The 26519-nt window shown below is 53.5% G+C and carries 31 protein-coding genes and 1 other annotated feature; of the genes, 21 read left to right on the plus strand and 10 right to left on the minus strand.

The genetic code is table 11. The annotated features are described in order from the left end of the window. Positions 1–39: 39 nt before the first annotated feature. From chbA to chbG, 4 genes are all read left to right on the plus strand, one after another. Entirely contained in the window at positions 40–387 is a 348-nt protein-coding gene (gene chbA / locus ACWKXX_RS04670; protein WP_003857835.1) for a PTS N,N'-diacetylchitobiose transporter subunit IIA, read from the plus strand. Positions 388–416: 29 nt separating this feature from the next. Next, complete coding sequence (gene chbR, locus ACWKXX_RS04675) at positions 417–1235, plus strand: transcriptional regulator ChbR (RefSeq protein ID WP_017384663.1); 819 nt, start codon at positions 417–419, stop codon at positions 1233–1235. 109 nt (positions 1236–1344) lie between these two features. Further along, positions 1345–2700 (plus strand): 6-phospho-beta-glucosidase, encoded by a 1356-nt coding sequence (locus tag ACWKXX_RS04680; protein WP_261666290.1) that lies wholly within the window; start codon positions 1345–1347, stop codon positions 2698–2700. An 11-nt stretch (positions 2701–2711) separates the two neighbouring features. Then, positions 2712–3461: a chitin disaccharide deacetylase gene (gene chbG, locus ACWKXX_RS04685; protein WP_017693595.1), complete on the plus strand. Its 750-nt coding sequence runs from the start codon at positions 2712–2714 to the stop codon at positions 3459–3461. 88 nt (positions 3462–3549) lie between these two features. Here the strand turns inward: chbG and katE are convergent, their stop codons facing one another. After that, a complete protein-coding gene (katE, locus tag ACWKXX_RS04690; RefSeq protein WP_032653274.1) occupies positions 3550–5799 on the minus strand; it encodes a catalase HPII in 2250 nt (749 codons plus the stop codon). 187 nt (positions 5800–5986) lie between these two features. On the opposite strand from katE, the gene cedA reads away from it, so the two are divergent. After that, positions 5987–6241 carry a cell division activator CedA gene (gene cedA / locus ACWKXX_RS04695; protein ID WP_071524159.1) on the plus strand — a complete coding sequence of 85 codons (255 nt, stop codon included), beginning with the start codon at positions 5987–5989 and terminating at the stop codon, positions 6239–6241. Between the two features lie 48 nt (positions 6242–6289). Here the strand turns inward: cedA and tcyP are convergent, their stop codons facing one another. The 4 genes from tcyP to hxpB form a co-directional block, all read right to left on the minus strand. Continuing rightward, a complete protein-coding gene (gene tcyP / locus ACWKXX_RS04700) occupies positions 6290–7681 on the minus strand; it encodes a cystine/sulfocysteine:cation symporter (RefSeq protein WP_015570743.1) in 1392 nt (463 codons plus the stop codon). 127 nt (positions 7682–7808) lie between these two features. Beyond that, positions 7809–8399 carry a metal-dependent hydrolase gene (locus ACWKXX_RS04705; protein ID WP_015570742.1) on the minus strand — a complete coding sequence of 197 codons (591 nt, stop codon included), beginning with the start codon at positions 8397–8399 and terminating at the stop codon, positions 7809–7811. 95 nt (positions 8400–8494) lie between these two features. Then, positions 8495–9256, minus strand: a complete 762-nt coding sequence (kduD, locus tag ACWKXX_RS04710) for a 2-dehydro-3-deoxy-D-gluconate 5-dehydrogenase KduD (protein ID WP_180249310.1) — start codon at positions 9254–9256, stop codon at positions 8495–8497. 128 nt (positions 9257–9384) lie between these two features. Beyond that, a complete protein-coding gene (gene hxpB / locus ACWKXX_RS04715) occupies positions 9385–10056 on the minus strand; it encodes a hexitol phosphatase HxpB (protein ID WP_003857825.1) in 672 nt (223 codons plus the stop codon). 141 nt (positions 10057–10197) lie between these two features. On the opposite strand from hxpB, the gene ACWKXX_RS04720 reads away from it, so the two are divergent. After that, complete coding sequence (locus ACWKXX_RS04720; protein ID WP_015570741.1) at positions 10198–10734, plus strand: YniB family protein; 537 nt, start codon at positions 10198–10200, stop codon at positions 10732–10734. Positions 10735–10770: 36 nt separating this feature from the next. Here the strand turns inward: ACWKXX_RS04720 and ACWKXX_RS04725 are convergent, their stop codons facing one another. The 3 genes from ACWKXX_RS04725 to pfkB form a co-directional block, all read right to left on the minus strand. Further along, positions 10771–11631, minus strand: coding sequence for a fructosamine kinase family protein (locus ACWKXX_RS04725; protein ID WP_015570740.1), 861 nt, complete (start codon positions 11629–11631; stop codon positions 10771–10773). A 105-nt stretch (positions 11632–11736) separates the two neighbouring features. Next, complete coding sequence (ghoS, locus tag ACWKXX_RS04730) at positions 11737–12027, minus strand: type V toxin-antitoxin system endoribonuclease antitoxin GhoS (RefSeq protein ID WP_003857822.1); 291 nt, start codon at positions 12025–12027, stop codon at positions 11737–11739. A gap of 91 nt (positions 12028–12118) precedes the next feature. Continuing rightward, on the minus strand, positions 12119–13051 hold the full coding sequence (gene pfkB / locus ACWKXX_RS04735; RefSeq protein ID WP_261666480.1) for a 6-phosphofructokinase II: 933 nt from the start codon (positions 13049–13051) through the stop codon (positions 12119–12121). A 296-nt stretch (positions 13052–13347) separates the two neighbouring features. On the opposite strand from pfkB, the gene ACWKXX_RS04740 reads away from it, so the two are divergent. Together ACWKXX_RS04740 and ACWKXX_RS04745 are read left to right on the plus strand one after the other, a co-directional pair. Then, positions 13348–14106 (plus strand): DUF481 domain-containing protein, encoded by a 759-nt coding sequence (locus ACWKXX_RS04740; RefSeq protein WP_026080717.1) that lies wholly within the window; start codon positions 13348–13350, stop codon positions 14104–14106. Between the two features lie 263 nt (positions 14107–14369). After that, entirely contained in the window at positions 14370–14603 is a 234-nt protein-coding gene (locus tag ACWKXX_RS04745) for a YdgH/BhsA/McbA family protein (RefSeq protein WP_015570736.1), read from the plus strand. A gap of 149 nt (positions 14604–14752) precedes the next feature. Here the strand turns inward: ACWKXX_RS04745 and yniD are convergent, their stop codons facing one another. Both yniD and yncL read right to left on the minus strand, forming a co-directional pair. Next, on the minus strand, positions 14753–14860 hold the full coding sequence (yniD, locus tag ACWKXX_RS04750; protein ID WP_003857815.1) for a small membrane protein YniD: 108 nt from the start codon (positions 14858–14860) through the stop codon (positions 14753–14755). Positions 14861–14958: 98 nt separating this feature from the next. Further along, entirely contained in the window at positions 14959–15051 is a 93-nt protein-coding gene (gene yncL / locus ACWKXX_RS04755; RefSeq protein ID WP_071842885.1) for a stress response membrane protein YncL, read from the minus strand. A gap of 321 nt (positions 15052–15372) precedes the next feature. Between yncL and thrS the strand changes: the two genes are divergently transcribed. From thrS to ACWKXX_RS04820, 13 genes are all read left to right on the plus strand, one after another. After that, positions 15373–17301: a threonine--tRNA ligase gene (gene thrS, locus ACWKXX_RS04760; RefSeq protein ID WP_003857814.1), complete on the plus strand. Its 1929-nt coding sequence runs from the start codon at positions 15373–15375 to the stop codon at positions 17299–17301. Between the two features lie 3 nt (positions 17302–17304). Continuing rightward, entirely contained in the window at positions 17305–17847 is a 543-nt protein-coding gene (gene infC, locus ACWKXX_RS04765; RefSeq protein WP_023616141.1) for a translation initiation factor IF-3, read from the plus strand. A 97-nt stretch (positions 17848–17944) separates the two neighbouring features. Next, positions 17945–18142: a 50S ribosomal protein L35 gene (gene rpmI / locus ACWKXX_RS04770; protein ID WP_001124225.1), complete on the plus strand. Its 198-nt coding sequence runs from the start codon at positions 17945–17947 to the stop codon at positions 18140–18142. 50 nt (positions 18143–18192) lie between these two features. Next, entirely contained in the window at positions 18193–18549 is a 357-nt protein-coding gene (gene rplT / locus ACWKXX_RS04775) for a 50S ribosomal protein L20 (protein WP_000124850.1), read from the plus strand. Positions 18550–18666: 117 nt separating this feature from the next. Continuing rightward, positions 18667–18791: a sequence feature (Phe leader region), on the plus strand. After that, complete coding sequence (pheM, locus tag ACWKXX_RS04780; RefSeq protein WP_001386830.1) at positions 18672–18716, plus strand: pheST operon leader peptide PheM; 45 nt, start codon at positions 18672–18674, stop codon at positions 18714–18716. It overlaps the preceding feature by 45 nt. A gap of 62 nt (positions 18792–18853) precedes the next feature. Continuing rightward, positions 18854–19837, plus strand: a complete 984-nt coding sequence (gene pheS, locus ACWKXX_RS04785) for a phenylalanine--tRNA ligase subunit alpha (RefSeq protein WP_003857809.1) — start codon at positions 18854–18856, stop codon at positions 19835–19837. Between the two features lie 15 nt (positions 19838–19852). Continuing rightward, the gene (gene pheT / locus ACWKXX_RS04790; RefSeq protein ID WP_261666288.1) at positions 19853–22240 is read left to right on the plus strand and encodes a phenylalanine--tRNA ligase subunit beta; all 2388 of its coding nucleotides are present in this window, start codon (positions 19853–19855) and stop codon (positions 22238–22240) included. Positions 22241–22244: 4 nt separating this feature from the next. Continuing rightward, on the plus strand, positions 22245–22544 hold the full coding sequence (gene ihfA, locus ACWKXX_RS04795; RefSeq protein WP_003857805.1) for an integration host factor subunit alpha: 300 nt from the start codon (positions 22245–22247) through the stop codon (positions 22542–22544). Positions 22545–22647: 103 nt separating this feature from the next. Beyond that, complete coding sequence (btuC, locus tag ACWKXX_RS04800) at positions 22648–23628, plus strand: vitamin B12 ABC transporter permease BtuC (RefSeq protein ID WP_023303523.1); 981 nt, start codon at positions 22648–22650, stop codon at positions 23626–23628. Between the two features lie 33 nt (positions 23629–23661). Beyond that, positions 23662–24213 (plus strand): glutathione peroxidase, encoded by a 552-nt coding sequence (locus ACWKXX_RS04805; protein ID WP_017384653.1) that lies wholly within the window; start codon positions 23662–23664, stop codon positions 24211–24213. Beyond that, the gene (gene btuD / locus ACWKXX_RS04810; RefSeq protein ID WP_032104826.1) at positions 24213–24968 is read left to right on the plus strand and encodes a vitamin B12 ABC transporter ATP-binding protein BtuD; all 756 of its coding nucleotides are present in this window, start codon (positions 24213–24215) and stop codon (positions 24966–24968) included. The genes ACWKXX_RS04805 and btuD overlap by 1 nt, the downstream gene beginning before the upstream one ends. Before the next feature lie 72 nt (positions 24969–25040). Beyond that, positions 25041–25505, plus strand: a complete 465-nt coding sequence (locus tag ACWKXX_RS04815; RefSeq protein ID WP_015570730.1) for an NlpC/P60 family protein — start codon at positions 25041–25043, stop codon at positions 25503–25505. 293 nt (positions 25506–25798) lie between these two features. After that, entirely contained in the window at positions 25799–26512 is a 714-nt protein-coding gene (locus tag ACWKXX_RS04820; protein WP_261666287.1) for an EAL domain-containing protein, read from the plus strand. Positions 26513–26519 lie beyond the last annotated feature (7 nt).

Consider the following 26519-nt stretch of genomic DNA (forward strand, 5'->3'; position numbering starts at 1 on the left):
GGCGCGGGGCAACCCGCGCCAGCGGAAAGGAGCTTAAAGATGTTAGATTTAGAGAGTATCGTTGCCGAAGAAACCGCAGAGAACGATCTGGAAGAGGTGGTGATGGGCCTCATCATCAACTCCGGGCAGGCACGCAGCCTGGCGTATGCGGCGCTTAAGCAGGCTAAGCAGGGCGACTTCGTTGCCGCGAAAACCATGATGGAGCAGTCCCGTACAGCGTTAAACGAAGCGCATCTGGTGCAGACGAAGCTCATCGAAAGCGACCAGGGCGAAGGGAAGATGAAAGTGAGTCTGGTGCTGGTACATGCGCAGGATCATCTGATGACCTCCATGCTGGCACGCGAGCTGGTAGCGGAGCTCATCGAGCTTCACGAGAAGATGCAATAAGTCAGTTGAAGTAGCAGGAGGTCAGCACGATGGAAATCAAAACCGCACATGAGCAACAGCTGTTTAATGGCAAAAATTTTCACGTGGTGATTTACAACAAAACGGAGAGCGCCAGCGGTCTGCACCAGCATGACTACTACGAGTTCACGATTGTTCTGACCGGCCGCTACTATCAGGAGATCAACGGTAAGCGCGTCCTGCTTGAGCGTGGCGATTTCGTCTTCCTGCCAATGGGATCTTATCACCAGAGCTTTTATGAGTTTGGTGCGACACGCATTCTGAACGTAGGGGTGAGCAGGCGTTTCTTCGAGAAGCACTATCTGCCGCTGGTTCCGTTCTGCTTTGTGGCGTCACAGGTGTATCGCGTTAAAAATGAGTTTATGACCTGGATTGAAACGGTTATCGCCTCGCTGAATTTCCGCGACAATGAATTTGATGAATTTATTGAAACCGTGACGTTCTACGTCATGAATCGCCTCCGCCATCACCGTGAAGAACAGCAGGTGGTGGATGATATTCCTCAGTGGCTGCGCAGTACCGTGGAGCTGATGCACGATAAAGGACAGTTCAGCGATAACGCCCTGGAGAATATGGTGGCGCTGTCGGGTAAATCGCAGGAATATTTGACGCGCGCCACGCAGCGTTATTACCGTAAAACGCCTGTGCAAATCATTAATGAAATCCGCATTAACTTTGCCAAAAAACAGCTGGAAATTACTAACTACTCTGTCACCGATATCGCTTACGAATCGGGTTACAGCAGCCCCAGCCTGTTTATTAAAACCTTTAAAAAATTGACTTCATTCACACCGAACAGTTACCGCAAAAATTTAACGGTAATTAATTAACTTTCGGCGGTTTATCCGCCAGGAACAGTGACGTAATGGCTTGCCCAAATAGCGGGAAGAGTACGCTATACCTTGCAGGCGATTAACCTGATACGCTAAGGGAGATATTATGCAACAGAAATTAAAAGTCGTAACCATTGGTGGCGGCAGCAGCTATACCCCGGAATTACTTGAAGGTTTCCTGAAACGGTATCATGAATTACCGGTCAGCGAATTATGGCTGGTGGATGTTGAAGAAGGTCAGGAGAAGCTGAATATTATTTTTGAACTGTGCAAACGCATGGTTGAAAAAGCGGGCGTGCCCTTAACCGTGCATAAAACGCTGGATCGCCGCCTGGCACTGAAAGATGCTGACTTCGTGACCACGCAGCTGCGCGTCGGCCAGCTGAAGGCGCGTGAGCTGGACGAGCGCATTCCGCTGAGCCACGGTTATCTGGGCCAGGAAACCAACGGGGCAGGTGGCCTGTTTAAAGGCCTGCGTACTATTCCGGTCATTTTTGACATCATTAAAGACGTGGAGGAGATCTGCCCGAACGCCTGGGTGATCAACTTTACCAACCCGGCCGGGATGGTCACAGAGGCAGTCTATCGCCACACCGGTTTCAAACGCTTTATCGGCGTCTGCAATATTCCGATTGGCATGAAGATGTTCATCCGCGATGTACTGGAACTGACCGATAACGATGATCTCTCCATTGATCTGTTCGGCCTGAATCACATGGTCTTTATCAAAGATGTGATAGTGAACGGGCAATCGCGCTTTGCGGAACTGCTCGACGGCGTCGCCTCTGGTCGCCTGACCGCGGCCTCGGTGAAAAACATTTTCGATCTGCCGTTCAGCGAAGGGCTGATCCGCTCCCTGAATCTGCTGCCGTGCTCGTATCTGCTCTACTACTTCAAGCAGAAAGAGATGCTGGCCATTGAAATGGGCGAATACTACAAAGGTGGCGCACGCGCTCAGGTTGTACAGAAAGTAGAGAAGCAGCTGTTTGATTTGTATAAAGATCCGAACCTGAACGTCAAACCGAAAGAGCTGGAGCAGCGCGGCGGGGCATACTATTCGGATGCCGCGTGTGAAGTGATTAACGCCATTTACAATGACAAGCAGGCCGAGCACTATGTGAACGTTCCCCATCATGGGCACATCGACAATATCCCGGCAGACTGGGCCATTGAGATGACCTGCATCCTTGGGCGCGAGGGGGCAAAACCGCATCCCCGCATTACCCACTTCGACGATAAGGTGATGGGGCTGATTCACACCATCAAAGGCTTTGAAGTGGCAGCGAGCAATGCGGCCCTGAGCGGCGAACTGAATGACGTGCTGCTGGCGCTGAACCTCAGCCCGCTGGTGCATTCTGACCGTGACGCTGAAAAACTCGCGAGTGAGATGATCCTGGCGCATGAAAAATGGCTGCCAAACTTTGCTGCAACGGTTGAGAAACTGAAACTCACACACCGTTAAGAGGAGGCGCGATGGAAAACCTGCTGATCGTCAATGCCGATGATTTTGGCCTGTCAAAAGGGCAGAATTACGGCATTATTGAAGCCTGTCGCCGGGGCGTCGTGACCTCTACAACAGCGCTCATCAACGGTGAGGCGGTGGAACATGCGGCGCAGTTAAGCCGTGAGCTGCCCGAGCTGGGCGTGGGCATGCACTTTGTGCTGACGCTTGGGTTGCCCCTTTCGCCAATGCCGGGCCTGACGCGCGACGGCCAGCTGGGGAAATGGATTTGGGAAATGGCGGAGCAGGACGCTCTGCCGCTCGATGAGATTGCCCGCGAGCTGGATTGCCAGTTTAACCGCTTTGTGGATGTGTTTGGCCGCGAGCCTACCCATATTGACAGCCATCATCATGTGCATATGATCCCGGCGATTTTCCCGCTTGTGGCAGAGTTTGCGCAACGTAAAGGCGTGGCGATGCGCGTGGATCGTGAGGTGCGCGGGCTGCCGGACGTCGCGGTGACGTCAACGGAGGGGTTCAGCAGCGCATTTTATGGCGACGAGATCGACGAAGCGCTGTTCCTGAAGGTGCTGGATGAGTCCGCCGCGAAAGGGGAGCGCTCGCTTGAGGTAATGGCGCACCCGGCGTTTGTCGATAACATCGTACGTAAGAGCGCCTATTGCTGGCCGCGTCTGGCGGAACTGGATGTGCTGACGTCGGCGTCGTTGAAGTACGCGATTGCCGAGCGTGGGTATCGTCTGGGGACGTTCAGGGATCTTTGAGTTAAAGCCCGGTGGCGGCTTCGCCTTACCGGGCCTACATAAGCAATCGAAATGTAGGCCGGGTAAGCGCAGCGCCACCCGGCTTTTTTTACGCCGGTATCTGGTCGGTCTTGCTGCTGCGCGACCACACACGGTGCGCGGCAAGCAGGTCAAACAACCGGGTCATAAACGCATCGTCAATGTTATCACCTTCGACAATGCCTTCTTCCCCTTGATCCGGTACCTTCAGCAGAGATTTAAACTTCCGCGCATCGCCTGCCAGGGCGATTGGCTTCAGGTGCTTATAGGCTTCCAGCAGATAATAGGCGGCATCACCGTTACCGAGCAGGCTCTCAACGTCGCCGCACGGCATAATCACCGCGTCAACCGTCAGCGACGGTGCCCCGGCGAAGGTCGCGGCAATTGGCAGGACAGAGCCATCGTCGGCTGTCACTTCACCCATGCGGGAGTAAAGCAGTTTGGCATGTACGCCCTGGGTTTTGAGCGCCTTCATGATCCCCAGCACGTCGCTGGCGCGCGGTTTATCATTCAGCAGGATAGCCACTACGCGGCCTTTAATTGACCCGCCAGGTACCGCGTACAGGCTCAGGGACGGATCCTTCTTCAGCCCGTTCACGTCTTTTGGCGGTGCGGCATGGCATTGCTCGTCAGTCAGCGTGATGCCGAGATTATTCGCCACGCCCTGAGCAAGCTGGATATCAATATGCGCCAGATGGTCGACCACGCGCTCGCGAATGTAGGTACGCACCACTTTGCTCAGCTCAAAGCTGAAACCGCCGATAATGTGCTGCTGTTCAATCGGGGTCTGGCTGTTCCAGAACAGGCGAGGCTGAGCGTAATATTCGCCGAATGACGGGCTGCGCTCGCGAATTTTTGTTCCGTCCACGCGCTCCTGATACGACTCAAATCCGCCACGTTTTGGCCCCGGCGGGGTTTCACGCGGCCAGTTATCGTTAATGGAGTTTGGCTCGTAGTTCGCCGGGTTGGTATCGATATCCTGGCGATGCATCCCGTCACGCTGGAAGTTATGGTACGGGCAGGTCGGACGGTTGATAGGAATTTCGTGGAAGTTCGGTCCACCGAGACGGCTGATCTGCGTATCGGTGTAAGAGAACAGACGGCCCTGTAGCAGCGGATCGTTGGTGAAATCCAGCCCCGGCACAATATGGCCCGGGTGGAACGCAGCCTGCTCATTCTCCGCGAAGAAGTTATCCGGGTTGCGGTTAAGCACCATTTTGCCCACCAGCTGAACCGGCACCAGCTCTTCAGGAATAAGCTTGGTCGGGTCGAGCAGGTCGAAGTCGAATTTGAACTCGTCCTCTTCCGGGATCAGCTGTAATCCCAGCTCGTATTCCGGGAAATCACCGGCTTCAATGGATTCCCACAGTTCGCGACGGTGGAAGTCCGGATCGCGCCCTGTCAGCTTCTGTGCTTCATCCCACACCAGGGATGCTTTCCCCGCGACCGGTTTCCAGTGGAAACGCACAAACGTCGCTTTACCTTCAGCGTTAATCAGACGGAAGGTATGAATACCAAACCCTTCCATGGTGCGATAGCTGCGTGGGATCCCCCGGTCAGACATCGCCCACATCACGTTGTGAAGGGTTTCCGGTTGCAGGGAGACGTAGTCCCAGAAGGTGTCATGCGCACTTTGTCCCTGCGGTATGGCCCAGTGTGGCTCTGGTTTTACCGCATGGACAAAGTCAGGGAACTTATGCGCATCCTGAATGAAGAAAACCGGGGTGTTATTCCCGACGAGGTCGAAAATGCCCTCTTCGGTATAGAATTTGGTGGCGAAGCCGCGGATATCACGCACCGTATCGGCCGAACCCGCGCCGCCCTGTACGGTAGAGAAGCGCACAAATACCGGTGTGATTTTGTTCGGGTCGGAAAGGAAATCCGCCTTCGTGATCGCTTTCAGGCTCTTGTACGGCTGGAAATAGCCGTGCGCCGCGGAGCCGCGAGCGTGAACGATACGCTCAGGAATACGCTCATGGTCGAAATGGGTGATTTTTTCCCGCAGGATGAAATCTTCCAGCAGCGTCGGGCCGCGCGTTCCGGCGCGCAGGGAGTTCTGGTCATCGGCGATGCGCACGCCCTGATTGGTGGTCAGCGCATAGCCTTCACCCCCTTTGCGGTGCGGGTCGAGAGATTTTAACTTCTCGTTATCCGCATCGGGCGACTTCACGCTTCCCGGTGCAGTAGGTTGCTCGCCCGGCGCGGACAGGCCCGGCGACGGTTTATGAGAGCCATCCGCAGGGGCGAGTGAGTCCATTCCCGGTTGAGATTCTTCGGTGCCATGAATAGGGGCTTGATGAGGTTTATCATTGTTCGACATTGCACGATTCTCCTTTGTTCGTTCCTGAAAACCCTATTAAGGATAGAACAATGTGATGAATTAGCAGGCGAACTAAGCGTTTTCAGATAAGTGATTAGCGAAAGGAGCCATCTGCCTCACGTCAGGCGCGACGGGTGGGGGGAGAATCGGCTATGATAGAAATTTCCTGCTTTAAGAATTTGCTTTAGTGAACCCGTCGCTTATGAAACCTCTTCGTCAACAAAACCGCCAGGTTATTAGCTATGTGCCCCGCGTTGAACCCGCGCCGCCTGACCATGCCCTGAAAGTGGATGGTTTTCGCGATGTCTGGATGTTACGGGGTAAATACGTTGCCTTCGTGCTGATTGGCGAGCACTTCCGTCGCTCCCCTGCGTTTACGGTGCCGGAATCGGCGCAGCGATGGGCTGTGCAGACCCGCCAGGATGAAGAGGTTGAAGAATAACAGCCATAAAAAAACCGCCCGCAGGCGGTTTTTTTATTTCAGCCGTGATTAACGATGGGCCAGTTCCGCATCTTCTTCACTGTCGAGAATCGTTTTGTCGGTCTGCTTCAGCCACTGGCTGGTCAGGGTACCGGCGGTCATTGAGCCACTCACGTTCAGGGCGGTACGCCCCATATCGATCAGCGGTTCAACAGAGATCAGCAGGGCAACCAGCGTCACCGGCAGTCCCAGCGCAGGCAGAACGATCAGCGCAGCGAAGGTCGCGCCGCCGCCCACGCCCGCAACACCGGCGGAGCTAATGGTCACGATACCCACCAGCGTCGCAATCCAGACCGGATCCAGCGGGTTAATCCCCACGGTTGGGGCAACCATCACGGCCAGCATCGCCGGGTAGAGACCCGCACAGCCGTTCTGCCCGATGGTGGCGCCAAAGGAGGCCGAGAAGCTGGCGATAGACTCCGGTACGCCCAGACGACGGGTCTGTGCTTCCACGTTCAGCGGGATAGATGCCGCGCTGGAACGGCTGGTGAAGGCGAAGGTCAGCACCGGCCAGACTTTGCGGAAATATTTCAGCGGGCTAACGCCGTTCACGCCCAGCAGGATACCGTGCACCACAAACATAATGCCCAGCCCCAGATAAGAGGCGATCACAAAGCTGCCAAGCTTGATGATGTCTTGCAGGTTAGAGCCTGCCACGACTTTGGTCATCAGCGCCAGGACACCGTACGGCGTCAGCTGCATGACCAGACGCACCAGCTTCATCACCCAGCTTTGCAGGGTATCGATGGCTGTCAGAACGCGCTCGCCTTTCGGCGCATCGTCCTTCAGCAGCTTGAGCGCAGCCACGCCCAGGAATGCCGCGAAGATCACCACGCTGATAATGGAGGTTGGGCTTGCACCGGTCAGGTCAGCGAACGGGTTCTTCGGAATGAAGGAGAGCACCATCTGCGGAACGGTCAGATCGGCCACTTTACCCACGTAGTTGGTCTCAATCGCCGTCAGACGCGCGGTTTCAGCGCTACCCTGCACCAGACCTTCAGCAGTCAGGCCAAACAGATTGGTTACCAGCACACCCACCAGCGCCGCAATCAGCGTGGTGAAGAGCAGGGTACCAATGGTCAGGAAACTGATTTTACCCAGTTGAGAGGCATTATGCAGGCGGGCTACGGCGCTCAGAATAGAGGCGAATACCAGCGGCATAACGATCATTTGCAGCAGCTGTACATAGCCGTTACCGACAATGTTGAACCACTGAATAGAATCTTTCAGTACCGGGCTATCGGAGCCGTAAATGGCGTGTAAGGCCAGGCCAAACACCACGCCCATGACCAGACCGACCAGTACCTTTTTCGCCAGGCTCCACTGTTTGTGGCGAGCCTGGGCGAGAAGCAATAGCAATACGACGAACACAACAATGTTCGCGATGAGTGGAAAATTCATCCCCGTTCTCCTGATTTATTATACGGTCGGTTTTTACCGAACCTGTTGGCGCAAGGTTATCAGAAGTGTGATGTCGCGCTTATATCCATATGGAATGGTTTATGACAAAAGTGATTATATTGCCGGTTTAATGTTCAATCTGGTGATTAATAAAACGATTGAACTGAAATTGTAGCGAGTTGATCATTTGCGATGACCAGCGCACTGCACCATTTTCGGGCAATGTCTGCGGCATCCACACGGCATACGCAAACAGCGCCATACACAGAACGCGCTCCAGCTGGTTGCCTTTTTGCGGCACGAGGATTGGCAGACGGAAACGCCAGCGGCAGGGCCAGAGCAGCGGTACACCCGCTGGCGTCAGCATATCGGCGAGGATATGGCTTAAGTAGCCGAGCACCATGCCCTGAATGGCATCCGCCGGGACGATCCAGCTCTCCGGAACCTTCAAATAGAAGAGTGTAAGCAGGCCAAATACGGCCAGCAGGCTGTGGGTAAATCCGCGATGACCAAAGGCTCTGGCGATGGGTTTTGAAATCCACTTCAGCCGCTGGCCAAGGAATGACTTTGGATGATCTATGTCCGGCAGAAGGCAGGTCAGCACGGCGGAAGGGACAATATGCCACCAGTCCCCCTGTGCCAGCACAGGGGTCAGTTCAGCGTTTTTGGCAAACACTGCACAGGCAAGTGAAAAAAGCAGGTGGCCTTCCGCCGTCATGATAAAACCCGGTAAACTGTCGATTCATACAGTATAGGGTTTTTATACAGTGTGTGAAAGAGGTGACGGTGTAACTCTTTGTCACAAACGCACGGTTAGCGCGCAAGCCAGCCACCGTCTACGGCGAGGGTATGACCGTTAACGTAATCAGAGGCCGATGAGGCCAGGAACACCACCGGACCCTGTAAATCCTCCGGCAGACCCCAGCGACCCGCCGGAATACGGTCGAGGATCGCCTGGCTGCGCTGCTCATCATCGCGAAGCTGCCGGGTGTTATTGGTCGCCATATAACCCGGCGCAATAGCATTCACATTAATGCCCAGCGTTGCCCATTCGTTCGCCAGCAGGCGGGTGAGGCCCAGCACGCCGCTTTTGGACGCCGTATAGGAGGGCACCCGGATGCCGCCCTGGAAGGAGAGCATGGAGGCAATGTTAATAATCTTGCCGCCCTGACCCTGCGCGATAAACTGTTTCGCCACTGCCTGAGAGAGGAAAAAGACCGATTTCAGATTGAGATCGATGACCTCGTCCCAGTCCTTCTCGCTAAATTCCAGCGCATCGGCACGGCGGATGGTGCCGGCATTGTTAACCAGAATATCGATGCGGCCCATCTCAGCGACTGCGGTATCCACCACGCTCTGAATACTCTCCTGCTTGCCAAGATCGGTGCGAATCGCGATAAAGTGTCGTCCCAGCGACGTAACGCGCGCTGCCGTTTCGTCAGGAACCTTGCGGTTAACCCCCACGATATCGCATCCTGCCTGGGCGAGGGCAATGGCCATACCTTGCCCCAGACCGGTATCGCACCCGGTCACCATCGCCACTTTTCCTGCCAGAGTAAAAGCATCCAGTATCATACGCGCCTCAGAAGTCAGGTTATTGTCATTCTGCACGTAAGAATAGGAGTCTGGAATGAGAAAAGCAAATAAAGTAAAACGTTGTTTTGATTTGGCGAGACAGGCAGCCGAAGCTGCCTGAAAGAGCGTTACTCCCCGCGCAGATGGCGGGCAGTCAATTCTTCAAGAGACGTCAGCCTGACGTCTGCGAGGGCAAAACGGGGATCGTGTCGGCCTTCTTCAGCCGGCACAACGATGGAGCGCATACGTGCGGCTTTGGACGCCACCATGCCGTTAACCGAATCTTCCAGCGCCACACAGGTAAGTGGATCCAGCCCCAGTTTCGCGGCGCAGTCCATATATACCTGCGGATGTGGCTTGCTGTAAGGAAGCTTTTCGGCCGAGGCCAGCGCGTCGAAGCTGTCGCGCAGCCCGAACATCGTCAGCACTTTTTCCAGCATATGCAGCGGTGAGGCGGAGGCCAGCCCCACTTTCAGCCCTTGCGCCTTGCACAGGGCGATAGCGTCGCGTACGCCCGGTAACAGCGGCTTATACTCTTCTACGAGAGAGATAGCGCGGTTGATAATGCGCGCCGTTACTTCGTCGCGATCCGGGCCAACCCATGGCTGGTGGGCATACCAGAGGTCAACCACCATATCGATGCGCAGCCCCAGGGTATCGGGAAGCTCGTTACGACGACTGATATCGACGCCGAGGCTGGCCATCACGTCCAGTTCAGCCCGATCCCACAGGGGTTCGGAATCAATCAGCAATCCATCCATGTCAAAAATAGCGGCAAGTATCTGGCGCGGGGTCGACATTACAACATCTCCTTATCTTGGGGGTAAGACAAACGGTGCTAAGCACAAGCAATTTAGCATATTGCATTCAAAGAGCGGGCGAAAATGACCGACAGCAGGTAGACTTAGGCACAAATAACGCGTCTTTATGAAGAGGAACTAATGACGTATCAACAAGCTGGACGCATCGCGGTCTTAAAACGTATTGCTGGTTGGGTTATTTTCATTCCCGCTCTGATTTCAACGCTGATCTCCGTACTCAAATTTATGTACGATCACAGCGAAAAACAGCCGGGCATCAATGCCGTCATGCTTGATTTTGCGCACGTCATGATTGAGATGATGCGGTTTAATACCCCGTTCCTGAACGTTTTCTGGTTCAACTCGCCCACGCCGGATTTTCACCACCAGCTGAATGTCGGTTTCTGGATAATCTATGCGTTGATATTTATCGCGATGGCGTTACAGGCCTCCGGCGCGCGCATGAGTCGCCAGACCCGCTTTTTGCGCGAAGGGGTGGAAGACCAGCTGATCCTTGAGAAGGCGAAAGGCCCTGACGGGATGAGCCGCGAGCAGATCGAATCGCGCATTGTCGTTCCGCGGCATACCATTTTTGTGCAGTTTTTCCCGCTCTACATCCTGCCGGTCATTATCATTGTGGCCGGGTATTTCTTCTTTACGCTGCTTGGCTTCCTGTAAATCCTAAGGGAAGGGGCGTGAAGCCGCCCCCTCCCGCTATGCCGCCAGAATGCGGTCCAGCGCCCGCTGGGCATTCACCAGATGACTCCCGCCAAACAAAATAGCCCGGTTTATCAAGGTGTACAGCTGATAAACCGGCTGACGATCAAGGAAACCCGCAGGTAACGGCGAGACAGACTGATAGCCATCATAAATTTGCGGCGGCTGTTCAGGGTGCAACGGCAGCATTGCGAGGTCACATTCTCTGTCGCCCCAGTAGCAGGCCGGGTCAAATATATAGGGACCATCAGGCCCAAGTGCACAGTTGTTTGACCATAAATCTCCGTGCAGAAGGGAAGCCTGAGGCTGATGCGAAGCCAGACGCTGCTGAATATGTTCAACAATCGCGTCGATGTTGCCGAACGCTAATCCCTTTTCAGCGGCCAGCTCCAGCTGCCAGCCGATGCGCTGCTCGGCGAAAAAGGTCGACCAACGGCGCTGCCATGCGTTTGGCTGTGGGGTAGTGGAGAGGTCGTTATCAAAATCGAGCCCGAACTGAGGTTGATCGCTCCACTGGTGCAAACGGGCGATCTGTTGCCCGAGAATAAAGGCGTTGTGCGCATCCAGAGGGCGCGCGGGAAGATAGTTCATCACCAGAAAGCTATAGTCACGATCGCTGCCGACAGCTAATACCTGCGGAACGGTGACTGTTTTACTGCGCGATAACAGCTCAAGCTGATCGGCTTCGGCAGTAAAAATGGGGAGCAATTCACGCTCATCACATTTAACGAAAAGATCGCGCCCGGCGTAACGTAAATGCCATGCGGCATGGATCTCTCCGCCTGGCAGTTCGTTACGCAGTTCAATTTCACCTTCACCCAGCTGCTCACTTAAAAGATGACTGATAGCCTGCCACATGATGTCTCTCCCATGTTGTCTGCCAGATCATAAAGTTAGCGCAAAACGGCTATAAAAAAACAGGAACTAACGCACAACTGAGCGGTTTAATTTTGTACAGGGCACTTATTGTTCTTTTTTATGCCAGTTTTCCCAGCTATCCACATCAATTTCCGTGGCTTTGTCAGTCACGCTTTCCACCAGACTACTGGCCAGCGCCTTCACCTCTTCCTGACTCAGCGGGCTTATCAGGCCAAATGCCAGTGAGCCGAGATCGTGAATATTGCCCTCATCGTCCGTCAGCGTGAGCAGAAAATTGGCGCGCGTGAACGCGTTGTTGAGTTCATTCAGTTCGGTCAGCGACGCCTCATGAATATTCACGGTTACGACGTAGCGGGTGATATCACCACTGCTCATAATTCACCTCGTTGTTATCCTGAAAGTTTTCTTAGCATAGTCGATATGCCCTGTTTAGCGACTTCCCCCTCCATGGGAAGGGGAAGCAGGTTCAGCTTCTCGACAGGTAATCGACAATTTTCTGGGTATCCGCAAGCGAACACAGACGCGTTCCCTGGTTTATGGTGGCTGCACTCCCTGCCGCGACGCCATAGCGTGCCATCTCCAGAAGCGAAGCGCCCTGCGCTAGCTTCAGCACCATCGCGCCAACCATACTGTCACCGGCACCCACGGTGCTCTGGCTTTTCATCGGCGGTGGCACAACCTGTACAAAGCCCGTCTTGTCGACGGCCAGCGCACCCTGAGGACCGAGAGAGACCACAACGCGATGCGCTTTGCCCGTACGTACCAGCTCTTCTGCGGCAGTACGAACGTCATCAGGCTGGCTGAGTTCTCGATTAACCAGGGCACTGAGCTCTTTCTGGTTAGGTTTAACGAGTTCAAGTTGTCCGGGTTCTAACGCCGCCTTCAGGGCTTCGCCCGAGCTATCGACAATGCAGCGGATGCCGCGCTGGAGCGCCGCCTGAACCAGCGCCGTCAGTTTTTCTGTTTTGACGCCCGGCGGCAGGCTACCGCTGATCACCAGTAATGAGCCGCTTTCAATGGTCAGCACTTTCTCTTCCAGTTGACGAAACTCATCATCGCTTAATTTCGCCCCCGGCATCACAAAACGATATTGCTCGCCGCTGGATTCAACATGGACATGCAGGTTCTGCCGGGTCCAGTCTTTAGCATCGACGGTGTCTACGGCCACCTGTTCATCTGCCAGCAACGCAACCAGATGTTCTCCCGTGGCGCCGCCAGCGGGGAAGATGGCGGTGGCTTTTCCGCCGAGATGGGTAATAGCGCGCGCTACGTTGATGCCGCCGCCGCCCGGCTCAAACACCGGCGCGCTACAGCGCAGCTTACCTTCCGGGTAGATTTGCGGCGTCATGGTCGCGGAGTCGAGGGAAGGGGAGAGTGTCAGCGTATAAATCGAAGCCATCATGACCTCCTTTTATCATGGGTTCTTTTAAGCCTGGCACCGTTTGGCAGGAAGGCAACGTAAATAACAGTATGATTTTAAATATGAATGCTGACAAATAACCTGCGCCGGGCATATAAAATAAAACACGTTTTGGGATCGTTCTTATTCAAAAAATGAAAGAAGAAAATATTGCTATGTTATTTGCGGCTTTTTATAATTTGTTACCTTTCTATGGTCGCCTTGTCATTGATCCGCAAGAAAGTTTCCGAGACCGTGACGGTCTCTTTTTATGTTGTACGGACTCCTTAAATAAAATGAAGCTTTTGAAGACAGTACCCGCAGCACTGATGCTGGCGGGTGGCGTATTTGCGTCACTGAATGCAACCGCCGATGATACCGTTTTTACTGTCATGGACGATCCCTCCACCGCCAAAAAACCCTTTGAAGGTAACGTGAATGCCGGGTATCTGGCGCAATCCGGTAATACGAAAAGCTCCTCCCTGACCGCAGACAGCACCCTGACCTGGTACGGCAACACCACGGCCTGGTCGCTGTGGGGAAATGCCAGCAACACCTCTGCTAACGATCAACGCTCATCAGAGAAATACGCGGTAGGCGGACGTAGCCGATACAACATGACCGATTATGACTACCTGTTCGGGCAGGCGAGTTGGCTGACTGACCGCTACAACGGCTATCGCCAGCGTGATGTCGTAACTGCGGGTTATGGTCGTCAGTTCCTCAATGGGCCGGTGCACAGCCTGCGTTTTGAATTCGGTCCGGGTGTCCGGTACGACGAGTACACCAACGGCGAAGATGAAACCCAGCCGCTGGGTTATGCATCGGGCACCTATGCATGGCAGATGACGGACAACGCAAAATTCACCCAGGGTGTGTCGGTGTTTGGTGCTGAAGATACAACGCTGAACTCAGAAAGTGCGTTGAATGTGGCCATCAACGAACACTTTGGACTCAAGGTGGCGTACAACGTAACCTGGAACTCATCCCCACCTGATTCTGCGCCGGAACATACCGATCGCCGAACCACGATTTCTTTAGGTTATAAAATGTAATATCGTCGGGCCGGGATTATTCTCGGCCCGTTTTTTATTTTCTGAAACTGTGCTTATTTATATTAAACGGCGTTTTAAAATAATGGGTCTGGTTTCATCTTCATAATTTCTCCATAATTAGCCGACCAGGGCTTATTCAGTTTATTTGACACGAATTGATAAATAATTTGACTAGGCAAGAATGTGATCCAGATCTACACTTACGGCACAGGCGAAAAACTCGCCTCAGGCATATCGCATTAAATAAGTATGAGAATAAAATTATGAAAAAAATCAAAACCGCTACAGCAGCGATGGTGCTTTCCGCACTTTCATTTGGCGTATTTGCTGCTGATAATATGACGCAACCTGCCAGTGACGTTAACAGCCCAATCGGGATCGCTAAAGCCTCGGATGTAGAAGCAGGCTCCAACATTGCCCCTGGCTCTCAGTCTACCGGCCAGTCAATGAATGATGCATTTGATGTACACAAGCTGGTGGCGGGTGAGTGGTCCTGATATTTCAACTGCCACGTGTGACGGAATATATACGCTGTCACAGCCTGTCGAAAACCGGATTATGACGTACCGGTTTTGGGCCATAAATTATCGTAAAGATAGTTAAGATTTATTCAGTAAATTCACGGCACGTTTTCGCTGACAAAATATTAGCCCCAGATCATTGCGGCCCAGCGCAGCAGCAACATCGCGCCGCAAATAGCAATTAACACCACGACCATTTTCCAGTGCTTCACGGCAAATCTTTTTGTTGGCATAACCTAATCCTTGTCAGTTGATACCCTTAGTCTACCAAAATCTGCGCCAGAAAGCGCTCAACCCTGGACAACAGGTTATGCTGGAACACCGGTTCGGCTTAAAACCAATGGAATCTGTCAGCCAGAATCAATACCAGGCAAGCAGCGGAAAGTAGATTCAATATCACAACGGTTCTGCTGGATACATTCATGTGATACCCCTTCGATGTTTAAGGACCAAGTCAAGAATAGCTCAGCACTTTCGGATTGCGAGCCTCCGTCAGCAAAAGTTCATGAACGCAGACAAAAGGATGAACGGTTCAAACGGTCGCAGAAGGTGCATTCGCCCTTTCAATAGTGTTACCATTACCCTGCTTGCCGTAAATTCGCATTTATCTGAATCGGCAGGTGCATGATGACGAACCAATTTGACGATTGTTGGTCAGATGGTTTCGTAATCTACTGTTTAATCACGATTATTTTCTTTGTATATGCTCTTATGTGTGGGGCATCACTGCAAATAAGGATATAAAATGCCTGTAATTACTCTTCCTGATGGCAGCCAACGCCATTTCGACCATGCTGTTAGCCCAATGGATGTTGCCCTGGATATCGGTCCTGGACTCGCAAAAGCAACCATCGCAGGTCGCGTAAACGGCGAGCTGGTAGACGCGTCCGATCTGATTGAAAGCGATGCAACGCTTGCGATCATCACCGCGAAAGACGAAGAAGGTCTGGAGATCATTCGTCACTCCTGTGCGCACCTGTTAGGCCATGCTATCAAGCAGCTGTGGCCAAACACCAAAATGGCAATCGGCCCGGTTATCGACAACGGTTTCTACTACGACGTTGACCTTGACCACACCCTGACTCAGGAAGATATCGACGCGCTCGAGAAACGAATGCACGAGCTCGCCGAAACCAACTATGACGTCATTAAGAAGAAAGTCAGCTGGCACGAAGCGCGTGAAACCTTCGTGAAGCGCGGCGAGAGCTACAAAGTCTCGATTCTTGATGAAAACATCGCTCATGATGACAAGCCTGGCTTGTACCATCACCAGGAATACGTCGACATGTGCCGTGGACCGCACGTGCCGAACATGCGCTTCTGTCATCACTTCAAACTGATGAAAATCGCAGGCGCTTACTGGCGTGGCGACAGCAACAACAAAATGTTGCAGCGTATTTATGGTACCGCGTGGGCCGATAAGAAGGCCCTGAACGCGTACCTGCAACGCCTGGAAGAGGCGGCTAAGCGTGACCACCGTAAAATCGGTAAGCAGCTTGACCTGTATCATATGCAGGAAGAAGCGCCGGGGATGGTGTTCTGGCATAACGACGGCTGGACTATCTTCCGTGAACTGGAAACGTTCGTGCGCTCCAAGCTGAAAGAGTACCAGTATCAGGAAGTGAAAGGCCCGTTCATGATGGACCGTGTGCTGTGGGAAAAGACCGGCCACTGGGACAACTACAAAGATGCAATGTTCACCACTTCGTCTGAGAACCGAGAATACTGCATCAAGCCAATGAACTGTCCGGGCCACGTTCAGATCTTCAACCAGGGTCTGAAATCCTACCGCGATCTGCCGCTGCGTATGGCGGAGTTCGGTAGCTGCCACCGTAACGAGCCATCAGGTGCGCTGCACGGTCTGATGCGTGTTCGTGGCTTTACTCAGGATGATGCGCATATCTTCTGTACTGAAGATCAGGTCCGTGAAGAAGTTAACGCCTGTATTCGTATGGTCTACGATATGTACAGCACCTTTGGCTTCGAGAAGATCGTGGTCAAACTCTCAACGCGTCCGGAAAAACGTATCGGCAGCGATGAGACATGGGATCGCGCAGAGGCGGATCTCGCCGTCGCGCTGGAAGAGAACGGTATTCCGTTCGAATACCAGCTGGGCGAGGGCGCATTCTACGGTCCGAAAATTGAATTTACCCTGTATGACTGCCTCGATCGCGCATGGCAGTGCGGAACGGTACAGCTGGACTTCTCCCTGCCGCAGCGTTTAAGCGCCTCTTATGTTGGCGAAGACAACGAGCGTCAGGTGCCGGTTATGATTCACCGTGCGATTCTCGGTTCACTGGAGCGCTTCATCGGCATCCTGACCGAAGAGTTCGCGGGCTTCTTCCCAACCTGGCTTGCGCCAGTGCAGGTAGTGGTGATGAACATTACCGATTCTCAGGCGGATTACGTTAAAGAATTGACGCAGAAACTACAAAATGCGGGCATTCGCGTAAAAGCAGACTTGAGAAATGAGAAGATTGGCTTTAAAATCCGCGAGCACACTTTACGTCGTGTCCCGTATATGTTGGTCTGTGGTGATAAAGAGGTGGAAGCAGGCAAAGTTGCCGTTCGCACCCGCCGTGGTAAAGACCTGGGGAGCCTGGACGTAAGTGAAGTGATTGAGAAGCTGCAACAAGAGATTCGCAGCCGCAGTCTTCAACAACTGGAGGAATAAGGTATTAAAGGCGGAAAACGAGTTCAAACGGCACGTCCGAATCGTATCAATGGCGAGATTCGCGCCCAGGAAGTTCGCTTAACAGGTCTGGAAGGCGAGCAGCTGGGGATTGTGAGTCTGAGAGAAGCGATCGAAAAGGCTGAAGAAGCTGGAGTAGATTTAGTTGAAATCAGCCCTAACGCCGAACCGCCAGTTTGTCGTATCATGGACTACGGCAAGTTCCTTTATGAAAAGAGTAAGTCTTCTAAGGAACAGAAGAAGAAGCAAAAAGTTATCCAGGTTAAGGAAATTAAATTCCGTCCTGGTACCGACGATGGCGATTATCAGGTAAAACTCCGCAGCCTGATTCGCTTTCTGGAAGATGGCGATAAGGCCAAGATCACGCTGCGTTTCCGCGGTCGTGAGATGGCCCACCAACAGATTGGTATGGAAGTGCTTAACCGCGTCCGTGACGATCTGAGTGAACTGGCAGTAGTCGAATCCTTCCCTACGAAGATCGAAGGCCGCCAGATGATCATGGTGCTCGCTCCTAAGAAGAAACAGTAAGGCCTTCAAGCAGCAAAATCTGTGGAGCCTTCGGGCCCCATAGGTTTTGTTCGCCTATGTTTCGTTTATTTAACAATGCGAAGTGGAAGTTATTAAAATGCCAAAAATTAAGACCGTACGCGGTGCTGCTAAGCGCTTCAAAAAAACCGGTAAAGGTGGTTTTAAGCACAAGCACGCTAACCTGCGTCACATTCTGACTAAGAAAGCTACCAAGCGTAAACGTCACCTGCGTCCAAAAGCCATGGTTTCTAAAGGCGATCTGGGCCTGGTCATCGCGTGCCTGCCGTACGCATAAGTCGTTAACGTTTAACTTTTTTAACTTAGAATAGATACAGGAGAGCACACATGGCTCGCGTAAAACGTGGTGTAATTGCACGTGCACGTCACAAGAAAATTTTGAAACAAGCTAAAGGCTACTACGGTGCGCGTTCACGCGTATACCGCGTTGCCTTCCAGGCTGTTATCAAAGCAGGTCAGTACGCTTACCGTGACCGTCGTCAGCGTAAGCGTCAGTTCCGTCAACTGTGGATTGCGCGTATCAACGCAGCAGCACGTCAGAACGGTATTTCTTACAGCAAATTCATCAACGGCCTGAAAAAAGCCTCTGTTGAAATCGACCGTAAGATCCTGGCTGACATCGCAGTATTCGACAAAGTAGCGTTCACCGCTCTGGTCGAAAAAGCGAAAGCAGCACTGGCATAAGCCAGTTGAGAGAGGGGGCTTTGCCTCCTCTTTTCATTTAACACCATCAGAAGATTGACATTTATCCGTGCAGGCTTTTCAATAAGGTCTTAACGGTTTTTACCCTACAAGGTAACGCAAGCATGAATGCTGCTATTTTCCGCTTCTTCTTTTACTTTAGCACCTGACTTCAGGAGGCTAGCGCGTGAAAGATGAAACGAAAAACAGCGCCAGATAAGCCTCCCGATGGAGGCTTTTTTTGTGCCTGAAGTTAAGAGAATACGTCCAACAATTCGGTGTCTGCACCGACATAATGAGGAAAACCATGTCACATCTCGCAGAGCTGGTTGCCAGTGCAACGGCCGCCATTAACCAGGCCTCAGATGTTGCCGCGTTAGACAATGTCCGCGTCGAATATCTGGGCAAGAAAGGGCATTTGACCCTTCAGATGACTACCCTGCGTGAACTGCCAGCAGAGGAGCGCCCGGCAGCCGGTGCAGTGATTAACGAAGCCAAAGAGCAGGTACAGCAGGCGCTGAACGCGCGTAAAGCCGAGCTGGAAAGCGCAGTACTGAATGCGCGTCTGGCGGCAGAAACGATTGACGTTTCTCTGCCGGGTCGTCGTATTGAAAACGGCGGTCTGCATCCGGTGACTCGTACTATCGATCGTATTGAAAGTTTCTTCGGTGAGCTCGGCTTTACCGTGGCGACTGGCCCGGAAATTGAAGATGACTACCACAACTTCGATGCCCTGAACATTCCTGGCCATCATCCGGCACGTGCTGACCACGACACTTTCTGGTTTGACGCTACCCGTCTGCTGCGTACTCAGACTTCCGGCGTTCAGATCCGTACTATGAAGGAGCAGGAGCCGCCAATCCGCATCATCGCGCCGGGTCGCGTATACCGTAACGACTACGATCAGACCCACACCCCAATGTTCCACCAGATGGAAGGTCTGATTGTTGATAAAAACATCAGCTTTACCAACCTGAAAGGCACGCTGCACGATTTCCTGAACAACTTCTTTGAGGAAGATTTGCAGGTTCGCTTCCGCCCGTCCTACTTCCCGTTCACCGAACCGTCTGCGGAAGTTGACGTGATGGGTAAAAACGGCAAATGGCTGGAAGTGCTGGGCTGCGGCATGGTGCATCCAAACGTGCTGCGCAACGTGGGTATCGATCCGGAAGTGTATTCCGGCTTTGCGTTCGGTATGGGCATGGAGCGTCTGACCATGCTGCGCTACGGCGTAACCGATTTACGTGCGTTCTTCGAAAACGATCTGCGTTTCCTCAAACAGTTTAAATAAGGGCAGGACAGAACAATGAAATTCAGTGAACTGTGGTTACGCGAATGGGTGAACACCACGCTGGACAGCGACGCGCTTTCCAACCAGATCACCATGGCGGGTCTGGAAGTTGACGGTGTAGAGCCGGTTTCTGGCGCCTTCACCGGCGTGGTCGTGGGTGAAGTGGTTGAGTGCGGTCAGCACCCTAACGCTGACAAACTGCGCGTAACAAAAGTCAATGTGGGCGGTGACCGTCTGCTGGATATCGTCTGCGGTGCGCCAAACTGCCGTCAGGGCCTGAAAGTGGCCGTGGCGACCGTCGGTGCGGTGCTGCCGGGCGATTTCAAAATCAAAGCGGCTAAGCTGCGCGGTGAGCCGTCTGAAGGCATGCTGTGCTCCTTCTCCGAACTGGGTATTTCCGACGATCACTCCGGCATTATTGAACTGCCGCAGGATGCGCCAGTTGGTACCGATATCCGCGAATACCTGAAGCTTGATGACAACACCATCGAAATCAGCGTAACGCCAAACCGTGCTGACTGCTTAGGCATCATCGGTGTGGCCCGCGACGTGGCCGTGCTGAACCAGACTGAACTGAACGTGCCGGAGATCGCTCCGGTTGAGGCAACCATCAGTGACGTGCTGCCGATACAGGTAGACGCGCCTGAGGCCTGCCCACGCTACCTCGGTCGTGTGGTGAAAGGTATTAACGTTAAAGCGCCAACCCCGCTGTGGATGAAAGAGAAACTGCGTCGCTGCGGTATCCGTTCTATCGATGCGGTCGTCGACGTCACCAACTATGTTCTGCTGGAGCTGGGCCAGCCAATGCACGCCTTTGATAAAGATCGTATCGAAGGTGGGATCGTCGTGCGCATGGCGAAAGAGGGAGAACCCCTGGTTCTGCTGGACGGCAGCGAAGCGAAACTGAACGCTGACACCCTGGTGATTGCCGATCACAACAAAGCGCTGGCGATGGGCGGGATCTTCGGCGGCGAGCACTCTGGCGTTAACGACGAGACGCAAAACGTCCTGCTGGAATGCGCGTTCTTCAGCCCGCTCTCCATCACCGGCCGCGCACGCCGTCACGGTCTGCACACTGATGCTTCTCACCGCTACGAGCGTGGCGTGGATCCTGCGCTGCAATACAAAGCGATGGAGCGTGCGACTCGCCTGCTGATCGACATCTGCGGCGGCGAAGCGGGTCCGGTTATCGATGTGACCAACGAAGCGACGCTGCCGAAGCGTGCGACCATTACCCTGCGCCGCAGCAAACTGGATCGTCTGATTGGTCACCACGTTGCCGATGCGCAGGTGACCGACATTCTGACGCGTCTGGGCTGCGAAGTTACTGAGGGTCAGGACGAGTGGAAAGCCGTTGCGCCGTCCTGGCGTTTTGACATGGAGATCGAGGAAGATCTGGTGGAAGAAGTGGCCCGCGTTTACGGCTACAACAACATCCCTGACGAGCCGGTGCAGGCGGGTCTGGTGATGGGCAGCCATCGCGAGGCCGATCTGTCTCTGAAGCGTGTGAAAACCATGCTGAACGACAAAGGCTACCAGGAAGTGATCACCTACAGCTTCGTTGATCCTAAGCTGCAACAGCTGATCCACCCGGGTCAGGAAGCGCTGATCCTGCCAAGCCCGATTTCCAGCGAGATGTCAGCGATGCGTCTGTCCCTGTGGACGGGACTGCTGGGTACTATCGTTTATAACCAGAACCGTCAGCAAAACCGCGTGCGTATTTTCGAAAGCGGTTTGCGCTTTGTACCGGATACTCAGGCGAATTTAGGCATCCGTCAGGATCTCATGCTGGCCGGCGCCATCAGCGGTAACCGCTTTGAAGAGCACTGGGACCTGGCAAAAGGGACGGTTGATTTCTACGATATGAAGGGCGATCTGGAAGCGATTCTCGATCTGACCGGTAAATTATCCGAAATTGAATTCCGCGCAGAAGCGATTCCAGCCCTGCATCCGGGTCAGAGTGCGGCGATCTATTTAGACGGCAAACGTGTTGGTTTCATTGGGGTTGTTCACCCGGAACTGGAACGTAAGCTGGATCTGAATGGCCGTACCATCGTATTCGAACTGGAGTGGAACCCGGTTGCAGACCGCGTCATTCCTCAGGCGCAGGACGTCTCCCGCTTCCCGGCAAACCGCCGTGATATCGCGGTTGTGGTCGCTGAAAATGTGCCCGCAGCAGATATTTTGGCCGAATGTAAGAAAGTTGGCGTAAATCAGGTAGTTGGCGTAAACTTATTTGACGTGTACCGCGGCAAGGGCGTAGCAGAAGGTTTCAAGAGCCTCGCTATTAGCCTTATCCTTCAGGATACCAGCCGTACACTCGAAGAAGAGGAGATTGCCGCTACCGTCGCCAAATGTGTAGAGGCATTAAAAGAGCGATTCCAGGCATCATTGAGGGATTGAACCTATGGCGCTTACAAAAGCTGAAATGTCAGAATATCTGTTTGATAAGCTTGGGCTTAGCAAACGGGATGCCAAAGAGCTGGTAGAGCTGTTTTTCGAAGAGATCCGTCGTGCTCTGGAAAATGGTGAGCAGGTTAAACTCTCCGGTTTTGGCAATTTTGATTTGCGAGACAAAAACCAACGTCCGGGCCGTAACCCGAAGACGGGGGAAGATATTCCCATTACAGCCCGCCGCGTGGTGACCTTCAGACCCGGACAGAAGTTAAAAAGCCGTGTCGAAAACGCAACGCCCAAAGCAGAGTAATATGAACTAACTAAAAAGGCCGCTCACGCGGCCTTTTTTCTTTGCGCTATTTGCTAAACCCGCCGTAAAATCAATGATATCTCAACCGGATAACCTATCGTTTATGCTTGATCTTGCCCGCCGCCAGCACCGCTCCGATCTTCGCCGCCTGTGTCTGCTCGGGGTGCTGTTGATTGTCGCCACCACCGTCAGCCTGTGTGCGGGCGATCGGTGGCTGGGGCCGGAAAGCTGGTTTACGCCTGAAGGACAACTCTTTGTCTGGCAGATCCGCCTGCCGCGGACGCTGGCTGTCCTTTTAGTCGGCGCTGCGCTGGCGCTGTGCGGCACGATCATGCAGGCATTATTTGAAAACCCTCTGGCGGAACCCGGGCTTCTCGGGGTCTCGAATGGCGCAGGCGTCGGGCTTATCGCCGCCGTGATGCTGGGGGGAGGCGAGCTCTCCGGCTGGGGGATTAGCCTCAGCGCCATCCTTGGCGCGCTGTTGATAACCCTTATCCTTCTGCGCTTTGCCCGCCGCCACTTATCCACCAGTCGGCTGCTGCTTGCCGGGGTAGCGTTGGGGATCATCTGTAGTGCGCTGATGACCTGGGCCGTCTACTTTTCTACCTCCTTCGATCTGCGCCAGTTAATGTACTGGATGATGGGGGGATTTGGGGGTGTTGACTGGCGTCAGGGGTGGCTGATGGTGCTCCTGATCCCGGTCATCCTGTGGACGGCGTTCCAGGCGCAGCCTCTTAATATTCTCGCGCTGGGCGAAACGTCTGCTCGCCAGCTCGGGATGCCGATTGGATTCTGGCGCAATGTGCTGGTTATCGCCATTGGCTGGATGGTAGGCGTAAGCGTGGCGCTGGCGGGGGCGATTGGCTTTATTGGGCTGGTGATCCCGCATATGCTGCGCCTGTGCGGCATTACGGACCACCGAACCCTGCTCCCGGCCTCGGCGGTTGCCGGGGCGGCAACGCTGCTGATTGCCGATATCATCGCCCGGCTCGCCCTTACGGCCGCTGAGTTACCCATAGGCGTGGTGACCGCAACGCTGGGCGCGCCGGTCTTTATCTGGCTACTATTAAAAGCTGGACGTTAAAACACAACCTGTAAGTCAACCTGAGGGAATGCTATGCAGTCTGATATTCTGAATACCGAAGTGACGACCATTGACGGCGAGAAAACCACGCTGGAAGGCTACAAGGGCAAGGTGCTGCTCATCGTGAACGTGGCGTCGAAATGTGGCCTTACGCCGCAGTATGAACAGCTGGAAAACATTCATAAAGCCTGGGAAAAAGACGGCTTTACCGTACTCGGCTTCCCGTGCAACCAGTTCCTGGGCCAGGAGCCGGGTAGCGAAGAGGAGATTAAGACCTTTTGCAGCACAACCTATGGCGTGACGTTCCCGATGTTCAGCAAAATTGACGTGAACGGTGAAAATCGTCATCCGCTGTATGCCAAACTGGTGGCCGCGGCGCCGACCGCCGTTGCGCCTGAAGAGAGTGGTTTCTATGAGCGTATGGCGAGTAAAGGCCGCGCGCCGCTCTATCCGGACGATATTCTGTGGAACTTCGAAAAATTCCTGATTGGCCGTGACGGTGAGGTCGTGCAGCGTTTTTCGCCTGACATGACGCCTGAAGATCCTATCGTGATGGAATCAATCAAGCTGGCGCTGGCGAAATAATGACGCTGCTGATGCAGCTCACGGACGTTGCCGGGAAGGGACGTCTTGAGCCTGTGACTGCCGCAGTCAACGCAGGTGAAATCCTTCACCTGGTTGGGCCAAACGGCGCCGGAAAAAGCACGCTGCTGGCGCGTATGGCGGGGCTGACCAGCGGGGAAGGGGAGATTACCTTCCTCGGGCAATCGCTCGTCGACTGGCTACCCGCTACACTTGCCTCCCGTCGAAGCTATCTGGTTCAGCAGCAGGTTCCGCCCTTTGCGATGCCCGTCTGGCACTACCTGACGCTGCATCTGCCTGATAAAAATCAGGTGGGATTGCTCAACGAGGTTGCTGCGGCACTCGGGTTAGACGATAAGCTCAACCGGCAGGCAAATCAGCTTTCCGGCGGCGAGTGGCAGCGCGTGCGTCTGGCTGCCGTTATCCTTCAGATCCATCCGGCGGGAAATCCTCACGGGCGGTTGCTGCTGCTGGACGAGCCGATGAGTGGGCTGGACGTTGCCCAGCAGGCAGCGCTGGATACCCTGCTCAGCGCGCTGTGTCGCAAGGGGATTGCCATCGTGATGAGCAGCCATGATTTAAACCATACGTTGCGCCACGCGCATCGGGTGTGGTTGCTGGCGCGTGGCAAGCTGATTGCCAGCGGAACGCGCGACAGCGTGCTGACGGCCGCCAATCTTGCGAGCGCTTACCACATGTCGTTCCGGAGGCTGGATATTGAAGGCCACAAGATGCTCATTTCCACGGCGCAGGAATAACCTTTCTTGCACAGCTGCATAGATGCACGCTAAATTACCGAAAGAACAAAAAAAGCAGAGGATTCGTCTGAAATGCGATTCTGGTTTCTCCTTGTTGCGGCGCTCTTTCTTGCAGGATGCAGCAGCCATCGTGCACCTCCGCCCAACCCACGGCTTTCCGATTCCATTACGGTCATTGCCAGCCTGAACGATCAGCTCAGCAACTGGCGCGGCACACCTTATCGCTACGGCGGCATGAGCCGGGGCGGGGTGGATTGCTCGGGATTCGTACTGATGACCTTCCGCGATAAATTTGACCTCCAGCTTCCGCGTGAAACGCGTATGCAGGCGAAAATCGGCACTGAAATTGATAAAGACGAGCTCCTGCCCGGCGATCTGGTCTTTTTTAAAACGGGCTCCGGTGAAAGCGGCCTTCATGTCGGCATCTATGATACCGATAATCAGTTCATTCATGCCTCGACCAGCCGTGGCGTGATGCGCTCCTCTCTGGATAATGTTTACTGGCGTAAAAATTTCTGGCAGGCCAGACGTATTTAACCGCTGCATAAAAATGCAGTGCGGAGGGCCTGGCGGTGAAAATAGACGTCAGGCTTTTCTTGCGGGTTGATTAAAGTTAAATTTTTTGCCCAATTATTTATGTCCGCATGTGCCTGTTTTATCTAAAACTGGCTATTATTCAATAACCAGGATAAAATTAATTTAGATTCAGGGAAAAATCTGAAAATTAATACGGAAAGAATGAAATTAATCTTATTAAAATCAAGACAGTGGAATTGTGCCTGCAATTGCTCCAGGATGTTCTCTCTCATCTTTAATGCAGGACAAGCGCGATGATTATTACGCTAGATAATGCTTACCAGTCTGAACTTTTACTCCTTCCGGCGCGTGATAGTGCAGGTTTGCTTAAAGGTTTAGAGATTTTGGTTAACTTTACTGGCGTGGGTGCGGACGTACGGATCCCGACTGAACTGGTTATCCCACATCTTTCTCAGGAAGATGAATTAGCGCTGTTTCAGGAGAAACTGCAATTACTCGATACCTGTAAGCTATTTTTTATTCAGCATCAGTTAATTGCATGGATCAATATTACACCTGCAATTGTTGAGTTTTTATTAACTAATGAGAACGCTGTTTCAATCCTCGAGCGTTATCCGTTTCTTGAGTTTACTGTTAATGAGAACTATCCAGGTTTAAATAACGGGAAAGACGATCCCTGTCTGGCAAGAATGGCGATCCATTTCCCCTTAGTGCTGGCTAACTTCGGTGCAGGGGCTGCGTCCCTTAAACCGGTTTATGATGGTCTGTTCAAACGGGTGATTCTGGATAAAAACTTTATCCAGCAGCGCGCGTCGGCACTCTCGTTTGAGCCTTTTATGCGCGCCATTCTCTGGCAGATCGCGCCGCATTGTCAGTCGGTCATGGTCTCGGGAATTGACGATCACGGCATCTTACAACGCGTGCTGCCCTTCAATTTCGGTGCAATGCATGGAAGCCTGTGGCCTGCCGTCCCGGCAGAGCGGGTCACGACTCTCGTTCAGCAATAACCCCTTT

Source organism: Enterobacter sp. UPMP2061 (assembly GCF_053709615.1).

Excerpts from the sequence above, each read along its gene's own strand:
- thrS (WP_003857814.1), top strand. The coding sequence starts at position 15,373 with ATGCCTGTAATTACTCTTCCTGATGGCAGCCAACGCCATTTCGACCAT.
- ihfA (WP_003857805.1), top strand. The coding sequence starts at position 22,245 with ATGGCGCTTACAAAAGCTGAAATGTCAGAATATCTGTTTGATAAGCTT.
- chbA (WP_003857835.1), top strand. The coding sequence starts at position 40 with ATGTTAGATTTAGAGAGTATCGTTGCCGAAGAAACCGCAGAGAACGAT.
- ACWKXX_RS04725 (WP_015570740.1), bottom strand. The coding sequence starts at position 11,631 with ATGTGGCAGGCTATCAGTCATCTTTTAAGTGAGCAGCTGGGTGAAGGT.
- katE (WP_032653274.1), bottom strand. The coding sequence starts at position 5,799 with ATGTCGAACAATGATAAACCTCATCAAGCCCCTATTCATGGCACCGAA.
- btuD (WP_032104826.1), top strand. The coding sequence starts at position 24,213 with ATGACGCTGCTGATGCAGCTCACGGACGTTGCCGGGAAGGGACGTCTT.
- ACWKXX_RS04705 (WP_015570742.1), bottom strand. The coding sequence starts at position 8,399 with ATGACGGCGGAAGGCCACCTGCTTTTTTCACTTGCCTGTGCAGTGTTT.
- ACWKXX_RS04740 (WP_026080717.1), top strand. The coding sequence starts at position 13,348 with ATGAAGCTTTTGAAGACAGTACCCGCAGCACTGATGCTGGCGGGTGGC.
- pheT (WP_261666288.1), top strand. The coding sequence starts at position 19,853 with ATGAAATTCAGTGAACTGTGGTTACGCGAATGGGTGAACACCACGCTG.
- yniD (WP_003857815.1), bottom strand. The coding sequence starts at position 14,860 with ATGCCAACAAAAAGATTTGCCGTGAAGCACTGGAAAATGGTCGTGGTG.
- pheS (WP_003857809.1), top strand. The coding sequence starts at position 18,854 with ATGTCACATCTCGCAGAGCTGGTTGCCAGTGCAACGGCCGCCATTAAC.
- pfkB (WP_261666480.1), bottom strand. The coding sequence starts at position 13,051 with ATGGCTTCGATTTATACGCTGACACTCTCCCCTTCCCTCGACTCCGCG.
- ghoS (WP_003857822.1), bottom strand. The coding sequence starts at position 12,027 with ATGAGCAGTGGTGATATCACCCGCTACGTCGTAACCGTGAATATTCAT.
- ACWKXX_RS04805 (WP_017384653.1), top strand. The coding sequence starts at position 23,662 with ATGCAGTCTGATATTCTGAATACCGAAGTGACGACCATTGACGGCGAG.
- rpmI (WP_001124225.1), top strand. The coding sequence starts at position 17,945 with ATGCCAAAAATTAAGACCGTACGCGGTGCTGCTAAGCGCTTCAAAAAA.
- ACWKXX_RS04680 (WP_261666290.1), top strand. The coding sequence starts at position 1,345 with ATGCAACAGAAATTAAAAGTCGTAACCATTGGTGGCGGCAGCAGCTAT.
- rplT (WP_000124850.1), top strand. The coding sequence starts at position 18,193 with ATGGCTCGCGTAAAACGTGGTGTAATTGCACGTGCACGTCACAAGAAA.
- chbG (WP_017693595.1), top strand. The coding sequence starts at position 2,712 with ATGGAAAACCTGCTGATCGTCAATGCCGATGATTTTGGCCTGTCAAAA.
- hxpB (WP_003857825.1), bottom strand. The coding sequence starts at position 10,056 with ATGTCGACCCCGCGCCAGATACTTGCCGCTATTTTTGACATGGATGGA.
- ACWKXX_RS04745 (WP_015570736.1), top strand. The coding sequence starts at position 14,370 with ATGAAAAAAATCAAAACCGCTACAGCAGCGATGGTGCTTTCCGCACTT.
- kduD (WP_180249310.1), bottom strand. The coding sequence starts at position 9,256 with ATGATACTGGATGCTTTTACTCTGGCAGGAAAAGTGGCGATGGTGACC.
- tcyP (WP_015570743.1), bottom strand. The coding sequence starts at position 7,681 with ATGAATTTTCCACTCATCGCGAACATTGTTGTGTTCGTCGTATTGCTA.
- ACWKXX_RS04815 (WP_015570730.1), top strand. The coding sequence starts at position 25,041 with ATGCGATTCTGGTTTCTCCTTGTTGCGGCGCTCTTTCTTGCAGGATGC.
- yncL (WP_071842885.1), bottom strand. The coding sequence starts at position 15,051 with ATGAATGTATCCAGCAGAACCGTTGTGATATTGAATCTACTTTCCGCT.
- ACWKXX_RS04820 (WP_261666287.1), top strand. The coding sequence starts at position 25,799 with ATGATTATTACGCTAGATAATGCTTACCAGTCTGAACTTTTACTCCTT.
- btuC (WP_023303523.1), top strand. The coding sequence starts at position 22,648 with ATGCTTGATCTTGCCCGCCGCCAGCACCGCTCCGATCTTCGCCGCCTG.
- chbR (WP_017384663.1), top strand. The coding sequence starts at position 417 with ATGGAAATCAAAACCGCACATGAGCAACAGCTGTTTAATGGCAAAAAT.
- ACWKXX_RS04720 (WP_015570741.1), top strand. The coding sequence starts at position 10,198 with ATGACGTATCAACAAGCTGGACGCATCGCGGTCTTAAAACGTATTGCT.